The 13,363-nt window shown below is 52.7% G+C and carries 22 protein-coding genes; 21 read left to right on the top strand and 1 reads right to left on the bottom strand.

Annotated elements, in window-relative coordinates; all coding sequences use genetic code 11:
• Positions 1-6: 6 nt before the first annotated feature.
• The 7 genes from ACLM7Z_RS13950 to ACLM7Z_RS13920 are packed head-to-tail and all read left to right on the top strand — an operon-like array spanning position 7 to position 4,381.
• Positions 7-231 carry a hypothetical protein gene (locus ACLM7Z_RS13950; RefSeq protein WP_273349058.1) on the top strand — a complete coding sequence of 75 codons (225 nt, stop codon included), beginning with the start codon at positions 7-9 and terminating at the stop codon, positions 229-231.
• 1 nt (position 232) lies between these two features.
• A complete protein-coding gene (locus tag ACLM7Z_RS13945; protein WP_435645360.1) occupies positions 233-949 on the top strand; it encodes a helix-turn-helix domain-containing protein in 717 nt (238 codons plus the stop codon).
• Positions 943-2,274: a replicative DNA helicase gene (locus tag ACLM7Z_RS13940; protein WP_435645359.1), complete on the top strand. Its 1,332-nt coding sequence runs from the start codon at positions 943-945 to the stop codon at positions 2,272-2,274. Before ACLM7Z_RS13945 ends, ACLM7Z_RS13940 begins: the two co-directional genes overlap by 7 nt.
• 8 nt (positions 2,275-2,282) lie before the next feature.
• Positions 2,283-2,699, top strand: coding sequence for a single-stranded DNA-binding protein (locus ACLM7Z_RS13935; protein ID WP_273349061.1), 417 nt, complete (start codon positions 2,283-2,285; stop codon positions 2,697-2,699).
• A 9-nt stretch (positions 2,700-2,708) separates the two neighbouring features.
• Positions 2,709-2,960, top strand: coding sequence for a hypothetical protein (locus ACLM7Z_RS13930; protein WP_273349062.1), 252 nt, complete (start codon positions 2,709-2,711; stop codon positions 2,958-2,960).
• Positions 2,938-3,714, top strand: coding sequence for a ParA family protein (locus ACLM7Z_RS13925; protein ID WP_273349066.1), 777 nt, complete (start codon positions 2,938-2,940; stop codon positions 3,712-3,714). The genes ACLM7Z_RS13930 and ACLM7Z_RS13925 overlap by 23 nt, the downstream gene beginning before the upstream one ends.
• Positions 3,707-4,381: a ParB/RepB/Spo0J family partition protein gene (locus ACLM7Z_RS13920; protein ID WP_435645358.1), complete on the top strand. Its 675-nt coding sequence runs from the start codon at positions 3,707-3,709 to the stop codon at positions 4,379-4,381. Before ACLM7Z_RS13925 ends, ACLM7Z_RS13920 begins: the two co-directional genes overlap by 8 nt.
• Here ACLM7Z_RS13920 and ACLM7Z_RS13915 read toward each other — a convergent pair.
• Complete coding sequence (locus ACLM7Z_RS13915) at positions 4,326-5,252, bottom strand: IS630 family transposase (RefSeq protein ID WP_435645357.1); 927 nt, start codon at positions 5,250-5,252, stop codon at positions 4,326-4,328. The genes ACLM7Z_RS13920 and ACLM7Z_RS13915 overlap by 56 nt on opposite strands.
• A gap of 56 nt (positions 5,253-5,308) precedes the next feature.
• Between ACLM7Z_RS13915 and ACLM7Z_RS13910 the strand changes: the two genes are divergently transcribed.
• From ACLM7Z_RS13910 to ACLM7Z_RS13845, 14 genes are all read left to right on the top strand, one after another.
• Positions 5,309-6,139, top strand: coding sequence for a helix-turn-helix domain-containing protein (locus ACLM7Z_RS13910; protein WP_435645356.1), 831 nt, complete (start codon positions 5,309-5,311; stop codon positions 6,137-6,139).
• On the top strand, positions 6,132-6,269 hold the full coding sequence (locus tag ACLM7Z_RS13905; RefSeq protein ID WP_435645355.1) for a hypothetical protein: 138 nt from the start codon (positions 6,132-6,134) through the stop codon (positions 6,267-6,269). Before ACLM7Z_RS13910 ends, ACLM7Z_RS13905 begins: the two co-directional genes overlap by 8 nt.
• Positions 6,256-6,543: a hypothetical protein gene (locus ACLM7Z_RS13900; RefSeq protein WP_435645354.1), complete on the top strand. Its 288-nt coding sequence runs from the start codon at positions 6,256-6,258 to the stop codon at positions 6,541-6,543. The genes ACLM7Z_RS13905 and ACLM7Z_RS13900 overlap by 14 nt, the downstream gene beginning before the upstream one ends.
• Positions 6,540-6,719 (top strand): hypothetical protein, encoded by a 180-nt coding sequence (locus tag ACLM7Z_RS13895; RefSeq protein ID WP_087020659.1) that lies wholly within the window; start codon positions 6,540-6,542, stop codon positions 6,717-6,719. The genes ACLM7Z_RS13900 and ACLM7Z_RS13895 overlap by 4 nt, the downstream gene beginning before the upstream one ends.
• A 53-nt stretch (positions 6,720-6,772) precedes the next feature.
• Positions 6,773-6,931, top strand: coding sequence for a hypothetical protein (locus ACLM7Z_RS13890; protein WP_273349065.1), 159 nt, complete (start codon positions 6,773-6,775; stop codon positions 6,929-6,931).
• A 171-nt stretch (positions 6,932-7,102) separates the two neighbouring features.
• A complete protein-coding gene (locus tag ACLM7Z_RS13885; protein ID WP_435645353.1) occupies positions 7,103-7,282 on the top strand; it encodes a cysteine-rich KTR domain-containing protein in 180 nt (59 codons plus the stop codon).
• 42 nt (positions 7,283-7,324) lie between these two features.
• Positions 7,325-7,534: a hypothetical protein gene (locus tag ACLM7Z_RS13880; RefSeq protein WP_435645352.1), complete on the top strand. Its 210-nt coding sequence runs from the start codon at positions 7,325-7,327 to the stop codon at positions 7,532-7,534.
• 6 nt (positions 7,535-7,540) lie between these two features.
• Positions 7,541-8,284, top strand: coding sequence for a rolling circle replication-associated protein (locus tag ACLM7Z_RS13875; RefSeq protein ID WP_435645351.1), 744 nt, complete (start codon positions 7,541-7,543; stop codon positions 8,282-8,284).
• A gap of 205 nt (positions 8,285-8,489) precedes the next feature.
• Positions 8,490-8,849, top strand: coding sequence for an HNH endonuclease (locus tag ACLM7Z_RS13870; RefSeq protein WP_435645350.1), 360 nt, complete (start codon positions 8,490-8,492; stop codon positions 8,847-8,849).
• A gap of 185 nt (positions 8,850-9,034) precedes the next feature.
• Entirely contained in the window at positions 9,035-9,610 is a 576-nt protein-coding gene (locus ACLM7Z_RS13865) for a hypothetical protein (RefSeq protein ID WP_435645349.1), read from the top strand.
• A complete protein-coding gene (locus ACLM7Z_RS13860; protein WP_435645348.1) occupies positions 9,603-11,195 on the top strand; it encodes a terminase large subunit in 1,593 nt (530 codons plus the stop codon). Before ACLM7Z_RS13865 ends, ACLM7Z_RS13860 begins: the two co-directional genes overlap by 8 nt.
• An 8-nt stretch (positions 11,196-11,203) precedes the next feature.
• On the top strand, positions 11,204-11,401 hold the full coding sequence (locus ACLM7Z_RS13855) for a hypothetical protein (protein WP_435645347.1): 198 nt from the start codon (positions 11,204-11,206) through the stop codon (positions 11,399-11,401).
• Positions 11,391-12,632 carry a phage portal protein gene (locus ACLM7Z_RS13850; protein ID WP_435645346.1) on the top strand — a complete coding sequence of 414 codons (1,242 nt, stop codon included), beginning with the start codon at positions 11,391-11,393 and terminating at the stop codon, positions 12,630-12,632. The genes ACLM7Z_RS13855 and ACLM7Z_RS13850 overlap by 11 nt, the downstream gene beginning before the upstream one ends.
• Positions 12,629-13,354: a head maturation protease, ClpP-related gene (locus tag ACLM7Z_RS13845; protein ID WP_273348975.1), complete on the top strand. Its 726-nt coding sequence runs from the start codon at positions 12,629-12,631 to the stop codon at positions 13,352-13,354. Before ACLM7Z_RS13850 ends, ACLM7Z_RS13845 begins: the two co-directional genes overlap by 4 nt.
• The last annotated feature ends 9 nt before the right edge of the window (positions 13,355-13,363 follow it).

Raw genomic sequence — 13,363 nt, 5'->3', positions numbered from 1 at the left:
GAAGGCATGGGCAAAACATATTCCGGGGTAGTCGGCTTTCTGGAGCTCCAGAAAGATCGACTTGTGAACTACATGATGGAACCGTCCTGCGGCTATGCCGCGGACGATATTCACATGCTGATCGGGGCGGGCTATAACGCAGCCTGCGCCCTGAATCTCATGGGGCTGTGCCCTGATGACGAGCTACAAACCATCGGCTTGATGGTCACGCAATTACTGGGGAGGTGTTGATATGTCAGATCCGGCGTACTACGCTGTCATTCCGGCTACGGTCAGATATGATGCTGACCTGCCCGCAAACGCCAAGCTGCTGTATGGCGAGATCGCTGCGCTGGCGAACCGAAATGGATATTGCTGGGCACCTAATTCGTACTTCACGGAACTCTATGGCGTCAGCGATCGGTCGGTATCCCGTTGGATTGAAACACTCATCAAAAAGGGATATTTGTTCCGCGATGTCATCCGGAATGCGAAGCAGGAAGTCACGGAGCGGAGGCTGTATGTCAATGATTTGCCGCGGGGATTTGCTGGTGCTGACCCTCCTGACAAAAATGTCACCACCTCCCGACAAAAACCATCAAACCCTCCTGACAAAAATGTCACCACCTCCCGACAAAAACAGTCAGACCCTCCTGACAAAAATGTCGGAGAGAATAATACAAGAGAGAATAATACAAGAGAGAGCGCGCGCAAGCAAGCGTATGGAGAGCTGCACAACGTCTTCCTGACAAACGAAGAATTGAAGAGGCTGATACAGCGCTTCAATGCTCCTGCGGTTCAGAGGACGATCGACCGTCTGTCCTGCTACATGGAGTCATGTGGCAAAAAGTACAAAAGCCATTATGCAACACTGCTCAACTGGCTGAAGGAGGACAGCGAGTTCAGCGGATCACAGATCCCGGTAGCCGTGGGAACTGAACTGGAAGATCGAGGTGTTGACGAATGGTAGGGAAAATGCCGGAGCTGGATGCCCAATATGCAGTGCTCGGTGCGGTACTGATTGATCCCAGCATTGCCGGAGAGGTCGTCCAAACTGTGCGGGAGGAAGATTTCGGAGACGCGACATGCAAGCATGTGTTTGCGGCCATCCGTGATCTGTACATATCGGGCAGTCGTATCGATGCAGTCGTCGTGCTGCACCAGCTGGGCGAGGAATACCGCGATTACCTGTCCCAGCTGATGGATGTAACCCCGACGTCGGCGGTCTGGGAGTCATATGCAGCCATCATGCGGGATCAGGCGCAGCTGTATCGAATTCGCGGGCTGGCAGCCCAGTTGGAAGCCAGCTTGTCAGTCGACGATGCGCGCGGCGTAATTGCCAAACTTCACGACGAATTGTCAGACAAGTCGCGACGCGTTGTGTCTGTGTCGGGCGGCTTCCAGATGTTTCTCAACGCGCAGGAAACGCAACCTGCGTATCTGGAATTTGGCATTGACCCGCTGGATGACGGTCGACTGTTTGCGGCAAAGGGTGATTTCATCGTCATCGGCGCTCGGCCTTCCGTCGGCAAAACAGCATTGGCGATCCAGATGGCGCGGCACATGGGCCAGACGCAAAAGGTCGGCTTCTTTTCGCTGGAGACCGGCGCGGAAAAGTTTTTCGACCGGTATATTGCAAATAGCACCGGTACCGACTTCGGTCGGATCAAACGGCGCGAGCTGGATGAAGAGGATTGGCCGGGCATCAGCGCAAAGATGCACGAAGACATGAAGCGCGTGAATCTCGACATGATTGACGCGTCCGGTATGACTGTGGATGACATCCGAGCAATGACGCTGGCACGTCGGTATGATGTGATTTTTGTGGATTACCTTCAACTGATTTCCGGTCGTGACCGGGACAACTATTCCCGCGTCACGCAGATCAGCATGGGGCTGCACAATCTTGCACAGCAGGCGCATGTCGCTGTAATCGCGCTGGCGCAGCTCCGCCGCGCGGAGCGTGTGACGGACCGGAAGACGCGCAAAGCGGTTGAATACGCGCCGACACTGTCAGACCTGCGCGAGTCCGGACAGATCGAGCAGGACGCCGACATTGTCATGCTGATGTATCTGTCCGATCCCGACAACCGCAACAGCGCGAGGATCCTGCGCGTTGCAAAAAACAAGGAAGGTCGCTGCGGAAGTGTCCGGCTTCTGTTTGACGGCGGTCGCCAGCGGTTTGATTGCGAACCGCAGGAGGAAGCCCCGCCGATCGGGCAGCTGCAGGAGCGACCCAAAAAGACTGAGCCGGAGCAGATGAACATGTTCCCGGTTCAGCGTGGCGTAGTTTAGGAGGCGCAATGTTAAATACAATTTCTTTGCAGGGGCGGCTTGTCCGCGATCCTGAAATTCGATACACAAAGACCGATATCCCGGTTGCAACCTACACGCTGGCGGTTGATCGCGGATACAAAGACCGTCAGGGTAACAGTCCGACCGATTTCATTCCCTGCGTCGCATGGGACAAGCGCGCCAACTGGGCATCGACGTATTTGCGCAAGGGTATGCAGATCATCGTGCAAGGTCAGTTGCAGACCCGGAAGTGGCAGGACAATGAAGGTCACAACCGCACAGCGTATGAAGTGATTGTGGATACGCACCATTTCTGCGAAAGCAGGCGCGAGGAACGTCCTCCACATCCGGGAGATGTTGAATCACAGGCACCGGAATACGGTGATTTTACGGAAGTCCCTGACGACGGAGAGGTTCCGTTTTGAGGTGATTGAATGAAGTATAACTATTCGGACGAATTGAAGACCGTATTTAAGGCATTGTCAACAGTGCGAAAAGCCAGAGGACATGTAAACCTTGCGGATCATGCGGTTAAGCCTGAACATGTTCGCACTCTGCGAGATGCATATCTTGTTTCGCTGCAAGCTGGTTTGATCCAGTTGAGTTTTGCACTGGACAAGTGGATAGACGCAGGAGCGCCGATGGAAAGGAAGGAATATTGTGATGAAGACGATATCAATCATTAACCTGAAGGGCGGCGTTGGTAAAACTACGACCGCAGTCAACCTGGCCTATGCGCTGGGTGAAGAGATGGGTTATCGTGTCCTGTTGATCGACAACGACAAGCAGGGCAATGCCAGCCAGCACTATGGCGTACATAGCTATGATGTACCCAGCATTGCGGACATCTTCGAGGGGCGGGCAACGTGCCTGAGTGATGTCATCGAGCATACGGGGTATGACAATATCGACATGATTCCGGCAAACATGGACTTGCTGGATGCCAACGTGCATCTGATTTATGAATCGTCTCCACAGCATCATCTGCTGCGCGAGGCGATAAACACGGCGCACGATGACTATGATTTTTGCATCATCGACAACGCGCCAGACATCAACATGACCACAATCAATGCGCTGGCAGCATCGGATTTTGTTGTCGTACCGGTCAACAGCGATGCGTATGCAACGGACGGCATTGACCGCATGATGGATATCATTGACGATGCGCGGAAGTTCAATCCTGACATTGCGCTTGCAGGATGCGTCTTATGCAAGTACCAAAACAATGCCGCAAATCAGCAGATGTTGCAGTTCCTGCAAAGCTATCCGCAGTATTGCGCTTTTGAAACCAAGATTCGGCTTACGCCGAAGGTAGATGAAAGCACATTCTACCGTGCACCGGTCTTCGATTATTCGCCTCGATCGGCGGCGACGGCGGACTACCGGGAATTTGCTGTGGAATTGCTGGTTAGGATCGGAGCTGATGTAGATGGCTAAGAAGGACTTCATGGCGGCATTCCTTCGGGAGCGCGAACAGTCGGAAGCCGTGTCCAAATTGGACACGGAGGTTACTATGGTTCCCGTTTCCAATGTAACGGGAAACTGGAAGAACTTTTACAACGTCGATGATCTCGATGACCTGATGGCTTCCATCCGTATTCGCGGTGTGCTGGATCCAATCAATATTACGGATCATCATACAGTGATTTCTGGACATCGAAGGCTCGCAGCATGCAAGCGATTGTTCGAGGAAACGGGTGACGAGAAATTCAAGATGATTCCGTGCATCATCCGGCATCCGGAAGATGACGTGGAAGAAGAAATGATGCTGATCGAAGCCAACAGTACCGCACGTGTTCTGACGTCATTTGAGTTGATGGAACAGGCGAAGCGATATGATGCGCTTCTGGTTAAAGCGAAAGATCAGGGGTACGAGTATGAAGGGCGACGCCGCGACATTGTTGCCAAGATGATGAAGGTCGGCCCGGCAAAAGTGGGACGGTATGCTGCCATTGACAAGCATCTGAATGAAAACTGGAAATTCTTGTTTCAGCAGGGTGAAGTTTCTGAGTCTGTTGCCTATGAAATATCTATAGCAATCCAACGAATTACTGCACATAGCCACATGAACGAAACCAACCAAAGCAATCGGATTGGCGAATAGTAGAAAATGCCCGCTTAATTGCCTCAGGAAGTTGTGCTGCAATACGTATCTTCTGCTTTCTGAGATTGGCCTTGAGTTTTGACCACATCTTCTCAATTGGATTCAGATCGGGACTGTATGGCGGCAGATACAGATACCGGACGCCGGCCCTATCCAATAGCTCTTTTACAATCTTTGCATGATGAGAACGCATATTATCCATTACAATGATATCTGTTTCAGACAGCGTTGGCAGAAGAGTAGAGCTCAGATATTCCGCAAAACGTTCTGCTGTCGTTCCACCTTGATAGATTGTATATGCAGTCTCTCCGGTAATGCGGACAGAAGACAAAATAGTAGTATTGGCCGGCGTATTGACAGGAGTGCTGTCAATTGCTCGTCTTTCTTTCCGGGCACGGGCATAATGCCTTGTCATATTTGTGTTGACTCCGCTTTCATCAAGAAATACCAGGCTGTTTGCGGCGTTCTCCGGTATAAGCTGCTCCCAATTTTTCCGTTTTTGCTGTACATCGGGACGCTCCTGTTCCGAAGCATGCAGAGACTTCTTTTTATAGACATATCCAAGCTTCAAAATTGTTTTACGTACCGTTTCATCACTTACATGGAGTTGGAGTGTATCAATAATCTCATTAATTGTAATATCCGGCTGTTGCTGGATCAAACAGTCAATATTCTGAATATCTTTCCGGCTCAGAGAAGGTTTGCGTCCACGCAGGGAAGTCCTCGTTTCAACAGAACCGGTCTCTCTCATCCGCTTTACCAAACGGTAGACTGTGCTTGTATTTACACCAAAACATTCTGCTACTTCTTTTGCATTATGCGTTCTATTCCATGCTTCAATCAACAATTTTCTGGCTTCGTTGTGCAACATAATAATCACCTCTTGATTTAATCATAATACCTTTGTCAAGAGAGTGCACTATTTATTTGGATTGCTATAAGATGGATATGGATGCACAGGAATCTGTGCTGGGTATATTTTTAGACGATGATGGACATGTAAATGTAACCCTTGCAGAAGTGCAGCAGTTTGCTACTGATATGCAGAAAGTAAACGAAGAACCAGATATAGAACCGGAGTTGAAAGAGCTGCCTGAGCAGGGATATACCTTGTGTACACCAGAAGGTGAACCGGAAATCGTTGGACTTCCACCGCGGAAATATGAATCTGAAAAGACTGTGCAACATGACATTGTACCTGATCCTGATCCTGATCCGGAAACGGAACACGAAGAAACCCTTGATAAATGGCGTAAGATGGCAGAACAGCAGGAAGATGCCGAAGCTCCGGCTCCTGCCCGGGAAACAGAGCCTGAGCAGACATCGTCCAGCTGCGGACAGGCGTTAGATCAACTGGATGAGCTGATCGCAGCTGTACCGAATACAGGCGGGGAATCGTCCCCGTACGATTATATTGGCCAGAGATTTAAGCTGCTGCGGGAAGAGAAGAACTTCACCCGCAATCAAATGGCAGATTATCTCGGGTGGTACCCGGGTACCTATTCTACTGTGGAAAATGGAGCTGCAACATCGATTGATCGGCTGTGTGAGGCTGCCAAGAAGCTGGGTGTATCCTTGGACTGGCTGGTCGGCTTCAGCGACAACCGCACCGGCGGCATTTCCGTCCGGAAGGGCCGCGACCGTCTGACGCACGAACGATGCAGCGGAATGACGTCTGGATATTGGTCGCCAGCAAGGAAGGACGAGCTGATCGACCGATTGGCAGAATATGAGAATGCGGAGGACCGCAATGGGTAAAATTATCATTGCAATTACGGTTGCTGTTCTCGTCATCGATGCGCTGTCTGTATACGCCTGCTGCGTTGTAGCGAGTAGGGCGGACAAAACAGCGAAATCATTGTGGGAGGATAAGTATGGACAAAAATAACGATGATATTGAAATTGATGATATCATACAGGCACTGCGCCGCATGGCTACGGAAACCGGCAGCTTGAATTGTTTGGGTTGTGGGCATGAACATAATTGCAGTTTACGCGGCTGTGCCGTGTTGATGGAAGCGGCCGAAAAACTGGAACAGTTGAACACATTCGACCGCACGCATAGCTACACGATGCTAAAGCGGATCAATACGTTGGAAACAGAAAACGAACTGCTGCGCGGTGCACTGGCATCGTGCGGACAAGGAGGGAGTATATCGTGAAGATCGGGCAGATCATCAGGCTGCGCGTGAAGCCTGACGGCACGCGGGTTTATGGCAAAGTCGTTTTTGTTCACCCTCAAAAGCGATATATGACGGTGGAACGTGATGTCCCGTTTGGCGGGAAAATCCGAGAAACGGTTTACATGGGGCGGCGCAGAGGCCGCCGAGGAGAATAAATCAAGAAGTGGGGCGGCGCTGCGGCGTCGCCTTTACCATTTGGAGGGATTTGATGGAGGATAGACGCAGGGCACTGACCCGGCCGCAGCTGATGCAGCGCATCGGGCAACCGATTGAAATTATCGACCTTTGGTCGGGACGGAGATGGACGCAAACGTTTGACGGCGATCTGCGCGGGTATCATATCGCGTGGATTGCGTTTGAGGCGTAGGAGGTGAGCCGATGAGAAAATGTGCGGTAAACTGCCCGATGTATAACTATGAGGAGCGACGCTGCATGCAGTGCGGGCGATACATACGGTTCTTGACGTCGTGCCCAGCGCGACGCATTGAGCAGCAGCTGGCAGAAAAATCCTTGACAAATCGCAAGGTGTAGCTGTATTATGGAGGGCAAGAACATGAGTGGTAAATGGATATGCTGTCCGTGCTGTGGTTGGCATCTGATACGACGCAGGCCAGATACAGCAGCGAGGAATTTACCGTTATATTGTAAGCGATGCCATAATGTATCGCTGTTTGATATTGCGCCAGAGCCTGAGAGCCAGAGCCATCACCTAACATAATTACGTGTTAGGTGATGGCTCTTTTTGTTTTGGAGGTGTGCTATGGGGACGCTGTGGGAGCTCGCGCAGGAATATAGATCAAATCAGCTTCCGATTGAGCGCCGTCTGGAGGATCTTCAGACGGAGCTGACGCAGGTCACATCGTTGGAATCGCGCCGTCGTTTGCGTCATCGAATCAATGTGCTGGAGAAAATGCTGGCTGATTCACGGCGGTATGTATTTGAGATGGAGCATTATTATGACAAGGAGTAGGCTGCTATGGCAAAGCGCAAAAAAATGATCCGGGCCGGACGACTGGTGGTCGGTATTATTTACACTGCATCAAATCCGTGCGATCCAGAACATGTCCGGGCAGCAAAATCAAAAGTATCGACTGCTGCACGCCAGCGCATGAACTTCAAGTGTTCCTGTCGGAAACTGGAATTGCTGCTTGCCGCAAATTTTGATACCAGAGATATTGTATTGACACTTACATATCGCGATGCGGATCTTCCGGCAGATAAAGCCGAGGCTGTCCGGCGCATACGGCGATTTGTGCGGAAACTCCGGGAGAAACGCACAAAGGCCGACCAGTGCTTGAAGTATGTCTATGTCACAGAGAGCAAACATGAGCACGGCCGTTGGCATCATCATATGGTTATCAATGGTACCGGCGCTGATATTGAAACTATCCGCCAGCTATGGAAATGGGGCGACGATATCGAGTTGGAAGCGCTTGACATCTATGGATATGAAGGTCTTGCACAGTATCTGACGAAAGAGCCTAAGGATGGACAAAAAAAGGTCGGTGAGCGCATGTGGTCACAGTCGAAAGGACTGAAACATCCAGAGATTGAATCCGGATGGGCAAAAGATCATGAGACGTTGACGCCGCCACCGGGCGTGATTGTACTGGCAAACGAATCGCAGCAGAACGAGTTTGGCAGCTATGCGTATATTAAGTATCTTGTACCGGATTATACGCCGCGCAAGGTCAGGCCGAGCCGGAGAAAAAGAGAATAGCATATATTTTTTCTGACTTGAAACCATAGTATAACTTATTGTCGGGTGCTTGAGAGCCGTTGACAATCCGCCACCGATCGAGTATTATGGGAATCAGAGTTGAATAATTTCTTGCGCCAGAGCCTGAGAGCCAGAGCCATCACATCATCAGCACATTGCGTGCCGGTGGTGTGATGGCTCTTTTTGTTTTTCCGGAGGTGACAACATGCCATACAAACCGCTGCGCCCGTGCAGGCATCCGGGATGCAGCGTCCTGACGTCAGTTGGGTACTGTGACAAGCACAGGCCCAGAAAAAGCGTGGCGGCGGCAACGCGACATTCGATGTATTCGTCCGCCGTATGGCGTCGCCTCAGACGGGAGCACCTGCTCGCCGAACCGTTCTGCCGCGAGTGTGCGAAGCGTGGAGAGCGCGTGCGTGCCACCGATGTCGATCACATCACGCCGCACGGTGGAGACTGGCGGCTGTTCACAGACAAAAACAACCTGCAATCGCTTTGCCATGCCTGCCATTCGGCAAAAACCATACGTGAAACGATGGAAAACGGGCTGCTTTTGCGCGAGTGATTTTGCGGCGTCTCGCGCAGGCATGCATGCACAGGCAGGCGGGCGCGCGGGGCGAAAGCCAAAGGCTTTCGGGATGCTCCCCGGGGTCAAAAAGTTTCGGATTTCGGCCCCCTAGGACCGCGCCCCCTCTCAGCGTGAAAAAATTTCCCGAAATCGAAGAATGAAGCCAGAAAGGAGGAACTGCAGTGGGCAGACCATCGAAGCCTGCAAACGTGATCCGGATGGAAAAATCCGGTCATCGAACAAACGCCGAGCTTGACTGGCGCGAGGCGCATGAGAATGCATTGCTGACCGGCGAGAACTTGGTCGAGAGTAAAGCAGTCGCCGCCGATCCGGCTGCGCATGCCGTCTTCCTGCGGGTGCGCAAGTTGCTCCGGAAGATCGGCAAGTCCGATGCGCTATACGAGCAGGTCATCAATCGCTATGCGCTGATTGCTGCCGAGTGCGCGGACTTCGAGCGGAAGCGCGAAGTCTTCCATCAGCGCGCTTTGGCGCTCGATCAGGCTTTTGAAGACCAGTCGCCGGACGACGATGACTATATCAAGCCAGTGGATTACTTCCGTTTGTCCGCCCAGCTGCAAGGCCAGGTTGTAGCCCTGGACAAACAGGTACAGGCCAAACGGCGCATGCTGCTGGACATCGAGAAGGAGTGCGTGATGACAATCTCTTCGGCACTGCGGGCAATCCCGAAAGCTCCGCCGGATGATTCTGCCGATGACCCACTGAGCAAGCTGCTTGAAAGCAGGCGCGGCGTTGTATAGCCCGGACGCTGCGGCATTTGTCGTTGCGTTTCTGGAATGCCTGACATTCACGCGCGGCAAATGGGCCGGACAGCCGTTCCAACTGCTGCCGTGGCAGGTGGATGCGGTTGATGATTTCTACGGCAACGTGGATGATACTGGGCGGCGCATATATCAGTACCTGTATCTGGAAATCCCCAAGAAGAACGGAAAGAGTGAACTTGCGGCAGGGCTGGGCCTGTACCATCTGGTCGCAGACGGCGAGAAAAACGGCGAAGTTTATATCGTCGCTGCAGACCGCGACAATGCGAGCATCATCTATCGAGCCGCGCTGACGATGGTGCAGGCATCCAAGCTGCTGTCCAAGCGCATCAAGGTGCGAGAGAGCACGCGAGAGATGGTTGACCGTGCATCCGGCACAGTGCTCAAGGTTCTGTCTGCTGAAGCATACTCCAAGCATGGATATTCCCCGTCCTGTGTCATCTTCGACGAGCTGCACGCCCAGCCGAATCGCGATCTGTGGGACGTCATGACATTCGGCGCAGGCGCGGCCCGTGAACAACCGGTCTGGATTGTCCTGACGACGGCGGGCGATGACCCCGACCGCAATTCCATCGGCTGGGAAGTCCACGAAAAGGCACGGACAATTCTGCGATATCGCGCGGGCGACACCGAGAACACCTATGATGATCCGCTTTGGCTGCCGATCGTGTATGGCCTGCCGGATGACCCGGACGAGATCAAGGATCTTGACATCTACGACGAGGCGTTGTGGTATGCGTGCAATCCGTCTCTCGGATACTCGCTGTCGATCGATACCCTACGGGCAGAAGCGCGCGATGCGCGGCAAAATCCAGCGCGTGAGCGTCTGTTCCGCTGGCTGCGTCTGAATCAGTGGATTGCCGTCAAGACAGTTGGTTGGTTGCCACTGACATTGTTTGATTCAACGGTTGCTGATCTGCCGGAGCTGACCGGAAAGGTCTGTTATGGCGGGCTTGATCTGTCCAGCACGACCGACCTGTCGGCGATGGCGCTGGTATTTCCTCCGCAGGAGGGGCTGGATTGCTGGTGCGTTGTATTCTGGCGGGCGTGGATTACCAGCGAGGCAATCCGCAAAAGAGAGCGGCGCGATCATGTGCCATTTGAGCGATGGTCACAACAGGGATTTGTGACCATGAGCGACGGAGACACGATCAACTTTGGCGACATCGAGCAGGCCGTGCGTGAAGCGGCGCAGATGTACCGCTTGAAACAGCTGGGTGTCGACCCGTATCTGTCCCGCATGCTGACGCAGAACCTGATGGATACCGGTCAGGATATCGTGGAAATCCCGCAGACAATGCGGGAAATGTCCCCAGCTATGAAGCAGGTAGAACGCCTGCTGCGCGAAGGGAATCTGATCCACGAGGCGAATCCGACTGCACGCTGGTGCTTTGGTAACGTTCGGTGTGCGACGGATGGCAATGAAAACATCAAGCCGATGAAAAACAAGAGTATTGATCGAATCGACCTGATAGTGGCGCTGATCATTGCCATGGCGACGGCGATGTTGAACACAGCGCCGGACATCAACGAGAAAATTAAATCTGACAATTGGAGCCTGTGATGAAACTGATGAAACGAATCAAAACGTATTTGCCGACTGTGCGCAAGGTATTGACCGGCGCAATACCTGATGTAATGTGCGTCGCCGGATGCGGCTGCATTGTGTATGCCGCATGGTTGGTGTGCGCTGCGCTGTCGTTTTTCACAGCGGGAGTACTACTGGTAGTCGCTTCGTTCCTGATCGGCGGTGACGGCAATGCTGGTTGACCTGATGAAGTCCGGCTTGTCCGCGACCGTGAAAAATATGTCGGCGGGTGTATCCGCGAATGTCCTCACACTGGACAACCCAGCCGGTTGGCTGACCGGCAACGGGCCATTTGATGGAACGTCCCGGCGAACAGCCATGAAACTCAGCGCCGTCAGTGCATGCGTGGAAATCATCGCAAATGCCTGCGCGAAGCTGCCAGCATATGTTGTCAACTCCAGAACGTATGAACGGGTAGAACATCCCCTTGATCGGGTACTCAAGCTCCGGCCGAATGAGGCAATGAGCCGATATACCTATGAGCATCTGCTGACATGCAACTATCTATTGAAGGGAAATGCATACGCGCTGATCGGGCGTAATCGCTTCGCAGAGCCGGTTGAGCTGATACCGTTGCCCCCGGATTATGTCACACCGTTCTACGATTCTTCCGGGGTTCTGTGGTACGGATTTACGAACCCGACCACGGGAGAGCAGCGCAAGCTGTCCGATCAGGATGTGCTGAACTATCCCGCATACAGCGAGGATGGCGTGAATGGTATCGCAGTCCTGCGGCGGGCGGCAGATACCATCAACACCGCACGTATGGCACAGCAGTACGAAAGCAATTTCTACCGAAAAAATGCACAGATTCCCGGCGTTCTGTCTGTTGATGGCGATCTGTCGCCGGAATCAAAGGACAAAATACGGGCGGAATGGGAGAAGACGTATAGCGGCGTAGATAATGCCTTCCGGATCGCTGTGCTCGATCTTGGGCTGAAATATACGCCTATTGCCATCAGCAACAGCGATGCACAGTTTGTGGAAAACAAGGCAATTAGCGTGGAGGATATCGCACGATTCTTTGGCGTTCCGCTGTATATGCTGAACGCCGGGAAACAGAGCTACAACAGCAATGAACAGAATTCCATCGAGTTTGTTTCCCGAACGGTTCAGCCGATGCTGACAAATCGAGAGCAAGAGGACACCTACAAGCTGCTGTCTGATGCAGATATCAGCCGAGGGCTGTGGGTGCGCAGGAACATGATGGCCATGCTCAGGGGAGACACGGCTGCCCGGGGAACGTGGTACAAAAACATGCGGGAGATCGGCGCGTTTTCCGCAAACGATATCCTGCATCTGGAGGACATGCCGTCCGTGCCGGGCGGCGATGTGCGGTATGCATCGCTCAACTATGTGCCGCTGGAGGATTTTGCAGATCTTAGCCAGCGACGCAACGGAGGTGAAAAATGAGTTTTTGGAGTGTCAACAAAAACGGTGACGGAGGCGCGGAGCTGCGGATTGAGGGTAAGATCACATCCGAACAGGGACTACTTGAGTGGATGCTTGGTCTGCCAGACAAATCCGCACCAGCTATCATACAGGAAATCCGTTCTGTTGAAGGCCCCCTGACTGTCTGGATTAATTCGCCCGGCGGATCAGTTTTTGCAGCGTCGGCGATCTACACGGCTCTGCGCGATCACGGTAATGTGACTGTCAAAATCGATAGCGAGGCTTGCAGCGCAGCGTCAGTCATCGCTATGGCGGGAGATACTGTGTTAATCAGTCCAACAGCCATGATGATGATTCACAACCCACTTACGAGTGCAGAGGGTGATATCCATGACATGCAACGCGCTATGCAGATGCTGCGCGAATCGAAAGACGGTATCGTGGCTGCGTACATGAGGAAAACTGGTCTGTCTGCGGAGGAAATCGGCAGGATGATGGATGAGACGACGTTTATGTCTGCATCTACGGCGATTCGGTTGGGTTTCGCCGACGGCGAACTGTTTTCCGACAATGCACAGCCGCCTGATGTCAGCAACCTGATGCGGTCAGCATATCGCGTATCCGAAGTTGTAGACTGCGTGTCCAAATTGGACACAACTGCACTGCGCAATGCATTGCAGGAAAAACCAAAAACCGATGCCATGCGTGCCGCCCAGCTGAGGCTGGCAAGGGCGCGCAGATAAGGAGGAAAT

Origin of the sequence: Butyricicoccus porcorum (assembly GCF_051246315.1) — a bacterium.
Taxonomy (GTDB): Bacteria; Bacillota; Clostridia; order Oscillospirales; family Butyricicoccaceae; genus Butyricicoccus_A; species Butyricicoccus_A porcorum.
Note: the sequence above shows the minus strand (reverse complement) of the source record. Positions and strands in the feature narration are given on the sequence as shown.